Origin of the sequence: Mesorhizobium sp. M0563 (assembly GCF_040321065.1) — a bacterium.
In the GTDB taxonomy this organism is placed as follows: Bacteria; Pseudomonadota; Alphaproteobacteria; order Rhizobiales; family Rhizobiaceae; genus Mesorhizobium.
Window position 1 is genome coordinate 155,585 of the sequence record NZ_JAMYQV010000003.1, and the last position, 16,940, is coordinate 172,524.

Sequence of the window (16,940 nt, forward strand, 5' to 3'; positions counted from 1 at the left end):
GGCGTTTCCGTGAAACGATGAACCGTTCTACGGATTGGGCGCGCGATGCGCGCTCGATCGCTTGCATTTTGTTCTTGCTTTGTGCCGGCAGCTATGCTACTAATCCCGCCATGGTGCTGATTCGCCCCGAGACCCGCCGCTGAGGCGGGTTTTTCGTTTCTGGGCCTATTCTGGCTCAATCGATCTTGATGAACACGCCCTTGGTGTTGAGATATTCGTCAAGGTGTTCGGCGCCGCCCTCGCGGCCGTAGCCGCTCATCTTGTAGCCGCCGAAGGGCACGGCCGGATCGATGGCGTGATAGGTGTTGACCCAGACCGAGCCGGCGCGGATCTTTTGCGACAGCCGGTGGGCGGTGGCGAGATTTTGGGTGAAGACCCCTGCAGCCAGGCCGTAAGGCGTGTTGTTGGCCCGCTCGACCGCCTCGTCCAGCGTATCGAACGGCAAGGCTGAAATCACCGGCCCGAAGATCTCCTCGCGGGCGATCTTCATATCGTCCGAGACGCCGGCAAAGACAGTCGGCGCGACGAAATTGCCGGCGGCAAGCGCGCCTTCCACAAGCCGGGTGCCTCCGGTGACGAGTTTCGCCCCTTCTGCAGTACCGGCCTCGAGGTAACCGGTGACCCGTTGCAACTGCTTTTCGGAGACGAGCGGGCCGATCTCGGTCGCCGGGTCGATGCCGTCGCCGACCCTGAGACCCTTGGCGTATGCCGCGAGACGCTCGATGAACTCGTCATGGACCGCGCGTTCGACGAAAAGGCGCGAACCGGCGATGCAGATCTGGCCGGAATTGGCGAACACCGACATCGCGGCCACCGGCACCGCTTTGTCGAGATCGGCATCGGCGCAGACGATGACCGGCGACTTGCCGCCAAGCTCCAGCGAGACGCGCTTGAGGTTGCCGGCCGAGGCGCGCACGATCGACTGGCCGGTCGCCGTCGAGCCGGTGAAGACGATTTTGTCGACGCCCATGTGCTCGGCGAGTGCGGCGCCCGCCTCGGTGCCGGTGCCGGTGACGATGTTGACGACGCCTTCCGGGACGCCGGCCTCGTTCATGATGTCGGCGATCAGCAGTGGCGTCAGCGGCGCCTCTTCCGATGGTTTCAGCACGATGGTACAGCCGGTCGCCAGCGCCGGGCCAATTTTCCAGATCGACGCGGCGGTCGGCGCGTTCCAGGGAATGATGGCGCCGACGACGCCGACCGCCTCCTTGCGGGTGAAGGAGACGATTTCGCCGGGCAGCGAGTTCTCGATCGTCTCGCCGTGCAGCGCCGTCGCCATGCCGGCATAATAGCGCAGCATGCCGATGACGCGGTTGCGATTGGCGCGGGTGCGCACGATCGGCATACCCATGTCGGTGGTGTCGGAGAGGCTGATCTCTTCCCAGTTCTTTTCGAAGAGATCGGCGATCCTCAGCAGCAGTACCTGCCGCTCGTAAGGTTTGAGCCGGCTCCACGGTCCCTCGAACGCCTTGCGGGCGGCAGTCACCGCCAAGTCGATGTCGAGGCGGTCGCCGCGCGGCACCGTGGCGATGACCGCGCCGGTGGCAGGATTGCGGGTCTCCATGGTCCGGCCGGAGCGGGCATCGACCCAGCCACCGCCGATGAACATCTGGCGATGGCGTCCGTCGATCGGCAGCCGCAGCGGTGCCTGAGCTATGGTCATGACGGTCCTCCTCCGGCACCTACGCCTGGTGGGCGGATTAAACCGCCGGAGGTCACATTTGCCAACAGCTCTATTCGGCCGCCAGGGCCAGTTGCGGCCTTTCGTTCTTTTCTTCCGTCTCGGCCGGCTGCTCCACCACCTTCTTGGGCTCCCGGCCGAAGAACAGCGCGTAGGCTGCCGGCAGGACAAGGATGGTCAGCACCGTGGCGACCAGGATGCCGCCCATCATGGCATAGGCGAGCGGCCCCCAGAAGACGCCGCGCGAGATCGGGATCAGCGCCAGCACCGCCGTCAGCGCCGTCAGCACGATCGGCCGGAACCGGCGAACGGCCGAGCCGATGATGGCCTCGGAGCGCTCCACGCCGGCGGCGATGTCCTGGTCGATCTGATCGACCAGGATGATCGAGTTTCGCATGATGATGCCGAGCAGGGCGATAACACCGAGGATGGCGACGAAGCCGAACGGCGCACCGCTGATCAAAAGTGCCGCCGCCGCACCGATGATGCCGAGCGGACCGGTCGCCAGCACCAGCATCGCCTTCCCGAAATGCTGCAGCTGGATCATCAGCAGCACGACGATGACCGCCAGCATGACTGGAGCTTTCGCCGCAATCGAGGCCTGGCTTTCGGCCGCATCCTCGGCGCCGCCCTGGATCTCGATCTTGTAGCCGGGTGCGAGGCCGGCGCGCAGGCCCGACATCTCGCCATACATTTTCATGGCGACATCGTTCGGCTGCACGCCATCCGGCAGCGTGGCGCGTACGCTGATGGTCGGCAAGCGGTCGCGCCGCCATTCGACGCCTTGCTCCAGCACCGGGACAATCTTGGCGACCTGCGACAGCGGCACGGAGCCACCGAAATCCGTCGGGATATAGACGGAATCGACCGCCGACAGCAGGTGACGGCTTGCCTCCGGTTCGCGGGCGACGATCGAAACCGTCTCCTCGCCGTCGCGGAAGTCATCGAGCGGCGCTCCCGACATGGTCGCCTGCAGCATCTGGCGGATGCGCTGCGAGGTGACGCCGAGCGCACGGGCGCGATCCTGGTCGATCACCAGCTTCATCGCCGGCACCGGCTCCAGCCAGTCGTCGTGGATGGCGCCGAGCAGCGGATTTGCCTGGAACTTCGCCTTCACCTCGTCGGCGATGCGGCGCACCTCCTGGCGATCCGGACCCATGACGCGCATCTGCACCGGCCAGCCGGTCGGCGGACCAAGGAACAGGCGGTCGACCTTGGCGCGGATCGACGGGAAATCCTCGGCCAGGATGGTGCGCAGCTTGACAATCAGCCGCTCGCGGGCCGGTTCGTCATTGGCCATCACCAGAAGCTGGGCGAAATTCGGATTGCGAAGCTGCTGGTCGAGCGGCAGGAAGAAACGCGGCGCGCCTTCGCCGATATAGGTGGCGATGAAGCGCTTGTCCTTGTCGTCCATCATCCTGGCTTCGAGCGCCTTGGCCTGTGTCTCGACTTCCTTGATGCTGGTGCCTTCCGGCAGCCAGAGGTCGACAAGGATTTCCGGGCGCGACGATTGCGGGAAGAAATTCTGCGGGATGAACTGGAACGCCCACAGGCTGGTGGCAAAGGTCATCATCGTCATCACCAGCACGATGATGCGATGGCGCACGGCCCAGGTCACGGTCGAGCGAAGGCGACGGTAGAAGCCCGTGTCGAAGACATCGTGATGGCTGCCGGCGTGCTTGCGCTGCTTCAGGATCATGTGGCCGAGCCATGGCGTGAAATAGACCGCCGCGAACCAGGACACGACCAGCGCGATACCGACGACGTAGAACAGGGTGCGCACATATTCGCCAGCCGTCGAGGCGGCGAAACCGACGGGGATGAAGCCGGCCGTGGTGATCAGCGTGCCGGTCAGCATCGGGAAGGCGGTCGAGGAATAGGCGAAGCTCGCCGCCTCGACCTTGACCAAGCCTTCCTCGAGCTTTCGCTCCATCATTTCGACGACGATCATCGCGTCGTCGACCAAGAGGCCAAGGGCGATGATCAGCGCGCCGAGCGAGATGCGCTGCAGGTCGATGCCGAGCTCGTACATGATGGCGAAGGTGGCGGCCAGGACCAGCGGAATGACGATCGCGATCACCAGACCCGAACGCCAGCCGATCGACAGGAACGAGACGACAAGCACGATCAGCAGCGCTTCACCGAGCGCTTCCATGAACTCGGCCACCGCATCCTTGACGACTTCCGGCTGGTCGGAGACCTGGTCCACCGACACGCCGTAGGGCAGCGCCTCCTCGAAGCGCTTGTAGGTCGCTTCGACGTCCTTGCCGACGTCGGTGACGTTGAAGCCCTTGGCCATGACGACGCCGAGCTGGACGCTGTCATGGCCGTTGAAGCGGTATTTGCGCTGATAAGGGTCCTCGAGGCCGGAGGTCACGGTGGCGATGTCGCCGAGGCGCGTCACCTGGTTGCCGGCCCGCAGCCGAAGCTCGCGAATGTCGGCCGCCCTGGCCACGTCGCCTTCGACCGAGATGCGCACCGAACGCTGGCCGGTGTCGACCGAACCTGCCGGGTCGACATTGTTCTGGCCCCTGATCGCATTCTGCAGGTCGGTCAGCGTCAGGCCGCGTTCGGCAAGCACCTTGGATGAAACGTCGATGTAGAGCTTTTCCGGCTGGTCGCCGATGATCACGGCTTTCTCGACGCCGGGCGTCGTCAGCAGCATGTCGCGTGCCTGGATGGCGAATTTCTTCAGCTCGGGATAGCTGTAGCCATCGCCGCTGATCGAATGCAGGGTGATGAATGTGTCGCCGAATTCGTCGTTGAAGTAGGGCCCGAGCAAGCCCTGCGGCAGTTCATTCGAGATATCGCCGACCTTCTTGCGCACCTGATAGAACGCATCCGCGACCTGCGCGGGACTGGTGTCGCCCTTGACCTGCAAGGTGATGATGGCGCTGCCGGCGCGGGTGTAGGAGCGGACGAAATCGAGATGCGGCGTTTCCTGCAGCTTGCGCTCGATCTTGTTGACGACTTGGTCCTCCATCTCCTTGATCGAGGAGCCCGGCCAGATCGCCTGGACGACCATGACGCGGAAGGTGAAATCGGGATCTTCCTTCTGGCCCATGCGCATCAGGCCGAGCGCACCGGCGACGATGATAAGCCCGAACAGGAAGCGGGCAATGCTCGGATGGCCGATTGCCCAGCGCGAAAGATTGAAAGACCGCTTTTCAGTGGTGTCGGTGGTCATCGGCGTCAGTCCGTTTCAATTTGATCAACAGAGCACGCGCTTTCGCATGCCCAAGGAACTTCCGATGTGGGCTTCCGAGCGGCGAGGCTTTCCGAGTTGAGAGATCTACATCGCGGTGGGACACGAGGATCGATGTGGGGGTTACATCGACCTGAGATCTCGAAAATCGGGGGCGCCTGCCGCCCGGAAACCGTGAATTGCCTGGCCGTCAGCGCAAGCGCCTTGCGGCGTCATCATCGGCCGAGGCCGACTGTTGTGCTGCATCACCGGTAAGCTTGACTTTCAGATTCTCGGTCATGAACTGCGTGCCGGCAGCGACGACCACATCGCCCGGCTTCAGCCCGTCGGCGACACTGACGCCGTCAGGCGTGAAGGCGGCGACCTTGACCGGATGCGCATGAACGGTACCGCCACTGCGGTCGACGGTCCAGACGATCGATTGGCTGTCCTTTTGTGCCAATGCGCTCAGCGGGATCGACACCAGCTGCTGCCGGTTGCCCGCCGCGGCTTCGATGGAGGCCGTCATGCCAAGCAGCACGTTCGGATCGTTGGGCAGGCTGACGCGAACGGCAAAGGTGCGCGACTGCGGATCGGCGCTGCCGGCGACTTCGCGGACCTTGCCTTCGAGCGTCAGCGCCTCATCGGACCAGAAACCCGCCTTGACGGTCTTGCCCGGCTTGAACTCGGCGATATCGGTTTCGGGAACAGCGATCAGGACTTCCTTCTCGCCGTCGATGGCAACGGTCACCACCGGCGTGCCTGAGCCGACCACCTGGCCGACATCGGCGGCAACGGCGGTGACGATGCCATTCTTGTCCGCCTTGAGATCGGTATAGCGGACCTGGTTCTGTGCCTGGGCAAGCTGCGAGCGGGCGGAGTCGCGCGTGGCGACCGCCTGATTGTAACTGAGCGTCGCCTGCTCGAGCTGCGACTTCGGTGCGAAATTCTTGGCGTAGAGCTGTTCGGCGCGCTTGCGCGTAAGCTCGACTGTCTCGACCTGACGGTCGGCGGCATCGAGGCTGGCCTGAGCGCTTCTCACCGAAAGCTCGTAGTCGGTGGGATCGATGCGGGCGAGAACGTCGCCGGGCTTGACGCGGTCACCGATGTCGACAAGGCGCTCGGTGATCTTGCCGTTGATGCGAAAGCCGAGATTCATCTCGGTGCGGGCGCGCACCGATCCGGAATAGGAGAGCTGACGGGTATCGCCCGCCTTGGCGATCTCGACCACCTTGACCGGGCGGATGATCTCCTTGACCTCGCCTTTCTCCTGCGAGCAGCCGGCGAGGCCGAGAGCGGCAACGACAATCAGTGCCAGGCCGGCGGCCGGTAGCCTGTAGGTGATGGACTTGGACAAAGACACTTTTCGTACTCCCGAACTGTGGGGATGAATTGCCGACATCACCGCCCGACGGGCGGCAACGGTCATTTCTTCAAGGCTCTGATGGCAAACTCGGTAAGCTCGTCCGGCGTCGCCCGGTTCTTCTTGGCGAGGCATTGGGCCATCATCTGCGGATGACAGAGGCTGATAATAGCAGCGCCGAAACACCTGGACGCGATCACCGGATCCTGATCGACGAACTCGCCGGTGGCGATGCCCTCGCGGATCACTTCCGCGACCAATTCGTGGATGCTGTCGATGTGCTTTTCGATGACATGCCAATCGCGTTCGATGGCGACGATGACCATCTCGTGCACTTTCTCCTGGTCGATCATGGTCTCGAGCGTCCACTGATAGTGCGTATGCACATAGCGGCGGAGCTTCTCGCTGGCGGTGCCGGGACCATGGCAGGCTTCGTAGGTCAACCGGTAGCAGGTGGCGAGCATACGGCCGCAAACCGCCTGGTGAATTTCCACCTTGGAGGCGAAGAAGCGATAGATGTTGGCGGTCGACATGCCGAGTTCGCGCGCTATGTCGGCGACGTTGGTCTTGCCGTAGCCGTAGTGGCGGAACAATCGCTCCGCGCAATCCAGGATGCGCGTGACATTTTCCTGGCGGGCGGAATCGGCGGTGGTGTCTAAGGTTTCAAGCATCTCGTTGGCCAAAATTTACGACTGACGAATTTAGAATTTCGTCACTCGTAAATTGAAAACCATCACCTGTCAAGACATGATTTCGGCCAGCTGATGCCACTGATGACAGATGGTGACATCTCTGGACGGAGTTGGCCCATGAAGCGCATGTGGTTCCCGCCGGGCACGCCTGCAACACCGCGCGTCTTTTTGAACGCACAGGATTTTGAAATGATGCCTCCCGAAATCGGTTCCGTTTTCGGGTCAGGCGCTAAGGCTGCTTCGCCATCTCCCGCAGCCGGAATTCTGCAAAGATCACCGCTTTCGGCACCTTGAAGCGGGCGAGCAGCGCGCGGCAGTGCTCGATGATTTCGGCCTCGGTTGCCGCCTTGCCCGGCTTCAGCTCGACATAGGCGACCGGCACCTCGCCCCATTTGTCGTCGGATCGGGCGACAACGCCACAGGAAGCAACGGCGGGGTGCTTGTAGAGCGCCTCCTCGACCTCGATCGAGGAAATATTCTCGCCGCCGGAGATGATGATGTCCTTGGAACGGTCCTTGAGTTGGATGTAGCCGTCCGGATGCATGACGCCGAGGTCGCCCGAATGGAACCAGCCGCCGGCAAAGGCCTCGTCGCTCGCCTTGCGGTTCTTGAGATAGCCTTTCATGACGATGTTGCCGCGGAACATCACCTCGCCGATCGTCTCACCGTCGGCCGGCATCTCTTGCATCGTCTGCGGGTCCATCACGGTCAGACCTTCGAGCGCGGCATAGCGCACGCCTTGCCTGGCCTTCTTCGCCGCCCTCGCCCCCTTCGCAAGCCGGTCCCACTCGCCATGCCATTCGTTGACGACGGCCGGGCCGTAGGTTTCGGTCAGGCCGTAGAGATGGGTGACGGCAAAACCCGCATCGGCCATGCCCGACAGCACCGCCTCAGGCGGCGGCGCCGCGGCGGTGTTGAAGGTGACGGTCTGCGGAAACTGCCGCTTGTCCTCGTCCCTGGCGTTGATCAGCACCGACATGACGATCGGCGCACCGCAGAGATGGGTGACGCCGTGATCGGCGATGGCGTCATAGATCGGCTTCGGCCGCACCCAGCGCAGGCAGACATGGGTGCCGGCCTGTACGGCAAGCGTCCAGGGAAAGCACCAGCCGTTGCAGTGGAACATCGGCAACGTCCACAGATAGACCGGGTGTTTGCCCATCCCGGCATGGATGGTGTTGGCATAGGCCATCAGTGCCGCGCCCCGATGGTGGCAGACGACGCCCTTCGGATTGCCTGTGGTGCCGGAGGTGTAGTTGAGCGATATGGCGTCCCATTCGTCGTCCGGCATCGACCAGGCGAAATCCTCGTCGCCGCCGGCGACAAACGCCTCGTAGTCGAGCGTGCCGATCCGCAGGCCCTTGGCATAGGGCGCGTCGGCGGCGTAATCGGGATCGTCGTAGTCGATCACCAGCGGCTTGACCTTGGCCAGCGTCAGCGCTTGTCTAACCACGCCGGCGAATTCGCGGTCGACGATCAGCACCTTGGTTTCGGCATGGTCGAGCTGGAAGGCAATGACTGCGGCGTCGAGGCGGGTGTTGAGCGAATGCAGCACCGCCTTGGTCATCGGCACGCCGAAATGCGCTTCCAGCATCGGCGGCGTGTTGGACAGCATGACGGTAACGGTGTCGCCCCTGCCGATGCCGCGCTTCGCCAGCGCCGAGGCAAGCCTCAGCGAGCGCTTCCAGAAATCGCGATAGGTCGTGCGCTGGCGGCCATGGATGATGGCGGTCTGGTCGGGAAACGTTTTTGCCGCCCGCTCAAAATAGGTCAGCGGGCTCAGCGGCTGGTGGTTGGCCGGGTTCCTGTCGAGATCCTGTTCGTAGGGATTGCCCATCCCGTCCTCCGCAATGTGTTCGTCGAGAACTTTAGCTACCGGCTTCCGGCCCGTCACCACCAACGATGCCACGACAGACCGCATTTGGAACAACAATGACGATCTCGATTCGACGGGCGCAAGAGCATTACCTGCCCGCGCCCAATTTGACTTTTGTCGAGAGCCGTGAATAATGTCAGCAAGGAGATGGCATGGCGATCCGACCGGCAGAACAGCTCATCCATAAGGCCGCCTGGCTTTACTATGCACACGGCCTGCGCCAGGACCAGGTGGCCAGCCAGCTCAAGATTTCCCGTGCCTCGGTGGCGATGTATCTGCGCAAGGCGCGCGAGACCGGCATCGTCAACATCTCGACCTCGACCCAGCTTTTCACCGACGACGTGCTGGCACGCAAGCTGGAAGACGCGCTTAAGCTCGACGCGGTCTGGATCGCGCCGGAAAACAGCTATGTCGCCGATCCGTCGACCGACATCGCGGTGCTGGCGGCAAGCGTCTTTCTTGAGTTGGTCAGGAAGGGCGACCGTATCGGCGTCGCCTGGGGGCGGACCATCTACACGATCGCCGACATCATGTCCTATGCCGACCTGCAGGACGTGACGGTGGTGCAGCTCTGCGGCAATCTGGGAGCACCCTATTCGTACCGGCCGGACCAATGCACCATGGAAATCGCGCGCCGGCTCAATGCCAAGGGGCTGAATTTTTACGCGCCGCTGGTGCTGACGACGGAAGAACTGGCACGCGGCCTGCGCGCCGAACCGGTGATCCGCGAGCAGTTGTCGGGTATCGGTGACTGCGACCTGGCGCTATACTCGGTTGGCTCGGTGGATACCGACAGCCATCTGGTCAAATGCGGCGCGCTGACGCCAAGCGAAATGGCTGCATTGCGCAAGGCGGGTGCAGCCGGCGTCATTGCCGGGCAGATCATCGATACCGAAGGCCAGGCGCTCGACTGCAGCTTCAACCGCCGGCTGATTTCGGCAGAGCTGTCATCGCTGCGCCAGATCGAAAAGCGCCTTGTGGTGGTGCAGGAAGAGAGCAAGTTCGAACCGCTCGTCGCGGCGATCGCCGGCGGGCTCTGCACCCATCTCGTCGTCGGCGCGCGCATGGCGCGACGGCTGCTCGACCATGCCGGAGCAGTAGCAGAAAAGGTCGCCTGATACCTAGTTTCAGTCGCCGACGCATTGTCATCAGGGCGTCGCGGCATTCCTGTTCACAACAAAAGAGAAATCGGACGAAGCTGACATGAAGAACCTGTGGAATGACGGCGACGCGGAGGAGCTGGTCGCCGACTATGCAAAGAAGGGTGTGGCCCGCGACCTGGCGCTGCGCGTCTATACGACCAGGCTGCTGGGCGGCGAGCCGCGGCTCGTCCTGCATGGCGGCGGCAACACCTCGTGCAAGACCAAGGCCACCGATCTTGTCGGCGACGAATGGGACGTGCTCTGCGTCAAGGGCAGCGGCTGGGACATGGGCGTCATCGAGCCGCAGGGCCTGCCGGCGGTCAAGCTCGGCGCGCTGTTGAAGGCGCGGTCGCTCAAGAAGCTCTCCGACGAGGACATGGTCGCGCTGCAGCGGGCGAACCTGATCGATCCGTCCTCGCCCAACCCTTCGGTCGAGACGCTGCTGCACGCCTTCCTGCCGCACAAATTCGTTGACCACACGCATTCGACCGCAATCCTGGCCATCGTCGACCAGGAGGACAGCGAGGCGCTGAGCAGAAAAGTGTTCGGCGAGAAAATGGGGTTCGTGCCTTACATCATGCCGGGCTTCGATCTGGCGAAGGCTGCCGCCGATGTTTTCGACGCCGACCCGACGGTCGAAGGCCTGATCCTCGACAAGCACGGCATTTTCACCTTCGGCGACGATGCCAGGCAGGCCTATGACCGGATGATCCATTATGTGAACGTCGCCGAGGATTTCATCGCCAGCCACGGCAAGCCGCGCACCGAAAAAGCGGCCTTGCCGGCCAGATTGGCCAAGCCCGCGGACATTGCGCCGATGCTGCGCGGCGCGGTGGCGGTGGCACGCGGCGAAGGCCGCTTCGACCGCATGGTCAGCGATTTCCGCACCTCGGATGCGATCGTCGATTTCATCAATTCGGCTAGAATTGCCGACTATGCCGGACGCGGCGTGTCGACGCCCGACCTGTCGATCCGCATCAAGACCGGACCGATGGCACTGCCGGCGCCCGACGCGGACAATGTCGGCGACTACAAATCCGTCATCCGCCAGCATGTCGAAAAATTCGCCAAGGACTATCGCGCCTATTTCGAAACCAACGATGCGCTCGACGACGTGAAGCGCACCATGCTCGACACGATGCCACGGCTGACGCTGGTGCCCGGCCTCGGCATGTTCGGCCACGGCCGCACGCTCAAGGACGCGAAGATCGCCTCCGACGTCGGCGAAATGTGGATCGAGGCGGTACGCGGCGCCGAAGCCGTCGGCGATTTCCGCCCGCTCTCCAAAGCCGATCTGTTCCCGCTCGAATACTGGTCGCTGGAACAGGCCAAACTCGCCGCCAACAAGCCGAAGCCGCTGACCGGCCAGGTGGTACTGGTCACCGGCGGCGCCGGCGCGATCGGTGCTGCCACGGCAAAGCTATTCGCCGACAACGGTGCCCATGCGGTGGTCGTCGATGTCGACGGGTCAAGAGCTGCCGAGGCCGCCAAAAAAGCCGGTAACGGTTCGATCGGCATTGGCGCCGACATCACCGATCCGGAGCAGATGCGCGCTGCGTTCGACAAAGCCGTCGCCGTCTTCGGCGGCCTCGACATTCTCGTCTCCAATGCGGGCGCAGCCTGGGAGGGCCGGATCGGCGAGCTCGACGACGCCACTTTGCGCAAAAGTTTCGAACTCAATTTCTTCGCCCACCAGTCGGCGGCGCAGAATGCCGTGCGCATCATGCTCGAACAGGGCACCGGCGGCGTGCTGTTGTTCAATACCTCCAAGCAGGCGATCAATCCGGGACCGAAGTTCGGCGCTTACGGCATCCCGAAGGCGGCAACGCTGTTCATGTCCAGGCAATATGCGCTCGACTACGGCGCGCAAGGCATCCGCTCCAATGCCGTCAACGCCGACCGCATCCGTTCGGGGCTGTTGACCGACGCCATGATCGCCAGCCGCTCGGGCGCGCGCGGCGTATCGGAGAAGGAGTACATGTCCGGCAACCTGCTCGGGCAGGAAGTGATGGCCGAAGACGTCGCCCAGGCCTTTCTGCATCAAGCGCTGGCCGATCGGACCACAGCCGATGTGACGACGGTCGACGGCGGCAACATCGCGGCGGCGCTGCGGTAGGCGGAACCGGCCGAGACAGGCACGCAACTCGGAATTTTGCGACACGGCCATGGAAGGCATTCTCGAACTGCTACTACAGCAGGCCTCGGATGCCTTCCCAAGCCTTTCTGCCCAGCTTTGAATCGGCCTCGTCATTGCCTCCATGTGCGTGCAATGTCGAGCGTGGTGTGCTCTCGCCTGGCAACAGAATGCGGTGTCCCGCATCCGGCGACGAAATGAGATGAGTGACCTTACCTGCTTCGCCGCGCCGCCTAATAATATCTCGGGCGAACGATAGGGAAGGCCACAGCGCATCGTTGCCACCGGCGACAAGCAGAAGCTCGGCCGATATGGTCTCAACGGGGATGGTCGCCGCATTCGCTTCGCTCTTGAAGGTTTTCAAACAGCATTTGAAAAGCCCCCTGTAAGATACCAGGCCATCCACATACTCTCGTGTCCAATCTGGATCTGCCGGCACAAACGGCAGCGCGATACCGTTGAGCGACCATGAGGATCGTTCAGGCCAACTGGCACCATCCCGGCCCGCACCGATATTCCCCCAAACTACCGATGACGGGCTGATCGCGACCACCGCGTTGATTCGCTGGTCATGGACCGCGGCAAGCAATGAGGCCTCGGCACCTTTGGATGTGCCGACATAAACGATGCGACGGCACCCTGTTTCAATGAGATAGTCTGTTGCTGCAAAGAACGTTTCCAGGGGAATTTCACATATTCCCGGAATCTGGCCCTCGCCGCCAAACCACTGCAACGCCAAGGCCGACGTACCGGCATCTGTAAAAAGCCGCGCGCGCCCGACATCAACACGACCACTCGATCCACCCAACACCACAACGCCCGTGGTGGCCTGCGAGCGTCGGAAAAATGTTCCGGCGACGACACCGGTCGGACTTTCCTCTCTTACCGCATGCGCCTCCATGTACCCGTCGAATCCTGGGTTCAACCGTCCAATCGGCCTGCAAATCGGAGACTGCGACAATTGAAATTCGGCAGTCCGGCGCGCCAGACATCTTCGACAAAAAAGCCGCCTGCAGCAAGCTGCTGCAGGCGGCTATTGTTTTGCTCGTGCCGAAAGTTACTTCGCGTTCGGGTTCGGCATCCAGGCCGGCATGGCGACATCGGCATGGGCGAACTGCGGCAGCTTGGCCGAGAGGTCTTCCATGTTCTTGATGTCCTTGTCGAGCAGGTCCTTCTGGGTGATCAGCGTCGGTGGCACGATGACGTTGTGGCCGGGATCTTCGCCGGCCAAGAGCTGCGCCAGCGCACGCACCGAGACCTGGCCGACGACGGCCGGGTTGGTGGCGGCGGTTGCCGCCCAGGCGCTGTCGGGCTCGCGCATCGCGGCGATGTCGGAGGTCGAGATGTCGGCCGAATAGATCTTGATATCCTTGTTCAGCCCGGCCTCGTCGACGGCGATCTTTACGCCCTTGGCGAATTCGTCATAGGGCGCGAACATCACCTTGATGTCGGGATGAGCCGACAACACCGAGCGAGCCTGGTTGGCAACCGAATTGGCGATCGGATTGTCGAGCGTGCCGAACATGGCGGCTTCGTTGATGCCCGAATATTTCTTCTTGAATTCGACCCAGGTCTCGTTGCGGCGATCGAGCGGGGCGATGCCGGCGACATAGACATAGCCGGCCTTCCAGCTCTCGCCATTGTCTTTGACCGCCTGTTCGAGCGCCAGGCGCGCGAGGTCGCGGTCGGACTGTTCGATCTGCGGGATCTTGGGGTTTTCGACATTGACGTCGAAGGCGACGACCTTGATGCCGGCATCGACGGCACGCTGGGCGGCGTCCTTCATCGATTCCGTCAATCCGTGCTGGATGATGATGCCCTGGACGCCGAGCGCGATGGCCTGGTCGACCATGTCCGCCTGAAGCGCCGCGTCCTGACGGCTGTCGAGCACGCGCAGGTCGACGCCGAGCGCCTTGGCCTGCGCCTCAACGCCGGAGAGATAGGCCTGGAAGAAGTCGCCGGTCGAGAGATAGCGGACCAGCGCGATCTTGACGGCACCCGGCTTGTCGAACGGCGCCGGCCTGTCCTGCGCAATTGCCGGCAACTGCATCAGCAATGTTGCGCCGGCAAGCCCGAGCGCTGCTTTCCCCAAAAGTCTTCTTGTGATGTTCACGTCGTTTCCTCCACTTGTTGAACCCAAAATGTGACCCGGTCGAACCCTATCTCCTGCCCCTGCCGGACAGGGCGAAGGTGAAGACAAGGGCGACCACGAGAACCACGCCCTTGACGAAATCCTGCGTGTAGTAAGGCGCGTTCATCATCGTCAGGCCCTGCAGCAGCACGCCGACAAACACCGCGCCGACGGCCGTGCCGAAGGCGTTCGGTTTGGCGGCGCCGAGAACCGCGTAACCGATGAGTGCCGCAGCCACCGCGTCGAGCAACAGATTATTACCCGAGGCGATGTCGCCGCGTCCAAGCCGGGCGGCGAGCAAAATGCCGCCGATCGAGGCAAAAACCCCAGAAATAACGTAGGCCCAGATTTTGTATGCCTTGACAGGCGCGCCGGCGAGTTCGGCAGCGCGCTCGTTGCTGCCGACGGCGTACATCATGCGGCCGAAACGGGTGTATTCGAGAAAGAACCAGATCAGCACCGCCAGCACGAGCAGGACGACGACCGACACCGGAATGAGGTTCGGGATGAAGAAATCGAAGCGATGGCGGCCAAGCGCCAGGAACGCGGCGCCGAAGCTGCCGTTGGCGACCGAGCCGTCGGGCATGGTCATGCCGGTGGCGATCGAACGGCCCTCGGTAGGGATGCGCTGCAGGCCGACGAGCAGGAACATCATGCCGAGCGTCGCTAAAAGGTCCGGCACCCGCATATAGACGATCAGCCAGCCATTGATGAGGCCGACAACGGCGCCGATCACAAGACAGGCGACGACCGCCACGACGGCATTCTGCTCCAGCACCACCATGACGTAGGCAGCCGCCATCATGGCGCTGGTGGCGACCGAGCCGATCGACAAGTCGAAGCCGCCGACGACCAGCGTGGCGGTGACGCCGAGCGCCAGAACGCCGGTGATGGCGACCGACTGGAAGATGAAGACGGCGCTTTGCGGCGACACGAAGCCATCGGCGGCAATGGCGAAATAGGCGATCAGACCGAACAACAGGACGATGAAGCCATACCGGATGGCACGGTCGCGCAGGATCATTCAGCGCTCCCGCACGCTGGCACTGTCTTTACCCAACCTGAACTCATGCCCTCTCCATTCCAATTCTCATCGTCTTCCTGCCGTCAGGCTGCGCTGTGCAACGGCCCGCCCGCCACTTCGGCCAGCAGCCGCTCGAGATCGACATCGGTGTTGCGGTGCTCGCCGACGATCGTCTGCTCCGACATCACCAGAATGCGATCGGCCGTCTCCAGGGCTTCGTCCAGTTCGGTGACGAACAGCAGCGTCGCGCGGCCGCTGGCGCTGGCCCGCAGCTTGGCGGCGATATCGCGCCTGGCCGAAATGTCGACGCCCTGAAATGGCTCGTCGAGGATGAAAAGCCTTGCGGTCTGCGATATCCAGCGGGCGACCATCACCTTCTGCTGATTGCCGCCGGAAAGCGACGACATCTCGTCCTTCTCCGAGCGGCAGACGATGCCCAACTCCTGGATCTGCTGGCGGGCAATGGCGCGTTCGATGCGGCGCTTGAGGACGCCGAGACGCGACATTCGCCTGTGGAACGGCAGGCTGATATTTTCCTGGATGTTGAAGTCGCCGACGATGCCGTTTTCGCCCCGGTCCTTGGCGACGAGAAACACGCCGGCGGCAATCGCTTCGCCCGTCGACGCCGGAGCATAGGGTTTCCCGTTCAGCACCATGGTCCCGGACAGCGGCTGGCGCAAGCCGAACAGCGTCTCGGCGAGCGCGGTCTTGCCGACGCCGACGAGGCCGGTGATGGCGACGACCTCGCCGTCGCCGAGCGTCAGCGAAATCGGCCTGGCGCCTTCGGCAATCCGCAAGCCGTCGGCAATAAAAATTGATTTGGCCGAATTCCTGGCGACGATCCGCTCGAGTTGGATCTTGCGGCCGAGCATGGCGTTGACCGCACCTTCATAGTCCAGCGGCTTCCTGTCGAAGATACCTGAGATGACCCCGTCGCGCATCGAAATGATGCGGTCGGCAAGCCGTCTGATGTCAGACATACGGTGCGAAATATAGAGAATGGCCACGCCTTGCTGGCGAAGCCGGTCGAGCAATGCGAACAGCCGGTCGGCTTCGGCACTGGACAGCGAGGAGGTCGGCTCGTCGAGGATCAGCACTTTCGGCCGGTGCGCCATGGCGCGGGCGATCGCCACCATCTGACGATCGGCCAGCGAGAGGTCACTGATGCGGGCCTTGAGGTCGATGGCCAGCCCCATGCGGTCGGCAACCGCCTTGGCCTCACGGCGCACCCGGCCTGGATTGAACAGCGTCGGCACGCCGCTGCCGCTCAGCCTGTCGAGCGTGAGGTTGGTTGCGACGTCGAGGTCGGCGACGACGCCGTCATTGATGTTCTGGTGGACGGTGACGACGCCGGCGCAGATCGCCTCGGCCGGCGTTTTCGGCGCAAAGTCCTGACCGACAAGCGACATCGAGCCGCCGCCATGGTCGTAGACGCCGCTGATGATCTTGACGAGGGTGGATTTGCCGGCGCCGTTGGCACCCATCAGCACGGTGACTTCGCCGGCATGCAATTCGAGCGAGACGCCGCCAAGCACCTCGATATGGCCAAAGGATTTCCTCAGGCCGTCGACGCGGAACACGGCATCATTGCCCATTCGTTCCTCCCTGACCGTGACGCTATGGGCTATATCGGCAATTGTCAACACGATTGACAATTGCTAGCGGGCTTCCTAGCTTGGCCCGACCGCCATGGCTCCGCTATCATCGGAGCAC

Annotated in this window: 11 protein-coding genes; 2 read left to right on the forward strand and 9 right to left on the reverse strand. The window is 62.9% G+C overall.

Going from position 1 to position 16,940, the window contains the following annotated elements; genetic code table 11:
* Window positions 1-175 precede the first annotated feature (175 nt).
* The 5 genes from NKI50_RS06080 to NKI50_RS06100 form a co-directional block, all read right to left on the reverse strand.
* Window positions 176-1,663: an aldehyde dehydrogenase family protein gene (locus tag NKI50_RS06080; RefSeq protein WP_023716755.1), complete on the reverse strand. Its 1,488-nt coding sequence runs from the start codon at window positions 1,661-1,663 to the stop codon at window positions 176-178.
* Between the two features lie 70 nt (window positions 1,664-1,733).
* Window positions 1,734-4,868: an efflux RND transporter permease subunit gene (locus tag NKI50_RS06085; protein WP_023716754.1), complete on the reverse strand. Its 3,135-nt coding sequence runs from the start codon at window positions 4,866-4,868 to the stop codon at window positions 1,734-1,736.
* A gap of 208 nt (window positions 4,869-5,076) precedes the next feature.
* A complete protein-coding gene (locus NKI50_RS06090; RefSeq protein ID WP_352715795.1) occupies window positions 5,077-6,228 on the reverse strand; it encodes an efflux RND transporter periplasmic adaptor subunit in 1,152 nt (383 codons plus the stop codon).
* Window positions 6,229-6,290: 62 nt separating this feature from the next.
* Window positions 6,291-6,899, reverse strand: coding sequence for a TetR/AcrR family transcriptional regulator (locus tag NKI50_RS06095; RefSeq protein WP_023716752.1), 609 nt, complete (start codon window positions 6,897-6,899; stop codon window positions 6,291-6,293).
* Between the two features lie 250 nt (window positions 6,900-7,149).
* Window positions 7,150-8,757, reverse strand: coding sequence for an acyl-CoA synthetase (locus tag NKI50_RS06100; RefSeq protein ID WP_352715798.1), 1,608 nt, complete (start codon window positions 8,755-8,757; stop codon window positions 7,150-7,152).
* Window positions 8,758-8,948: 191 nt separating this feature from the next.
* Between NKI50_RS06100 and NKI50_RS06105 the strand changes: the two genes are divergently transcribed.
* Complete coding sequence (locus NKI50_RS06105; protein WP_352715801.1) at window positions 8,949-9,914, forward strand: sugar-binding transcriptional regulator; 966 nt, start codon at window positions 8,949-8,951, stop codon at window positions 9,912-9,914.
* A gap of 85 nt (window positions 9,915-9,999) precedes the next feature.
* Complete coding sequence (locus NKI50_RS06110; RefSeq protein WP_023716749.1) at window positions 10,000-12,054, forward strand: bifunctional aldolase/short-chain dehydrogenase; 2,055 nt, start codon at window positions 10,000-10,002, stop codon at window positions 12,052-12,054.
* Window positions 12,055-12,127: 73 nt separating this feature from the next.
* On the opposite strand, the gene NKI50_RS06115 is transcribed toward NKI50_RS06110, so the two are convergent.
* The 4 genes from NKI50_RS06115 to NKI50_RS06130 form a co-directional block, all read right to left on the reverse strand.
* Window positions 12,128-12,973, reverse strand: coding sequence for an acyl-CoA thioester hydrolase/BAAT C-terminal domain-containing protein (locus tag NKI50_RS06115; protein ID WP_023716748.1), 846 nt, complete (start codon window positions 12,971-12,973; stop codon window positions 12,128-12,130).
* A 156-nt stretch (window positions 12,974-13,129) separates the two neighbouring features.
* Window positions 13,130-14,185 carry a substrate-binding domain-containing protein gene (locus tag NKI50_RS06120; RefSeq protein WP_023716747.1) on the reverse strand — a complete coding sequence of 352 codons (1,056 nt, stop codon included), beginning with the start codon at window positions 14,183-14,185 and terminating at the stop codon, window positions 13,130-13,132.
* 46 nt (window positions 14,186-14,231) lie between these two features.
* The gene (locus NKI50_RS06125; protein ID WP_023716746.1) at window positions 14,232-15,227 is read right to left on the reverse strand and encodes an ABC transporter permease; all 996 of its coding nucleotides are present in this window, start codon (window positions 15,225-15,227) and stop codon (window positions 14,232-14,234) included.
* Window positions 15,228-15,310: 83 nt separating this feature from the next.
* The gene (locus NKI50_RS06130; RefSeq protein WP_023716745.1) at window positions 15,311-16,822 is read right to left on the reverse strand and encodes a sugar ABC transporter ATP-binding protein; all 1,512 of its coding nucleotides are present in this window, start codon (window positions 16,820-16,822) and stop codon (window positions 15,311-15,313) included.
* Window positions 16,823-16,940 lie beyond the last annotated feature (118 nt).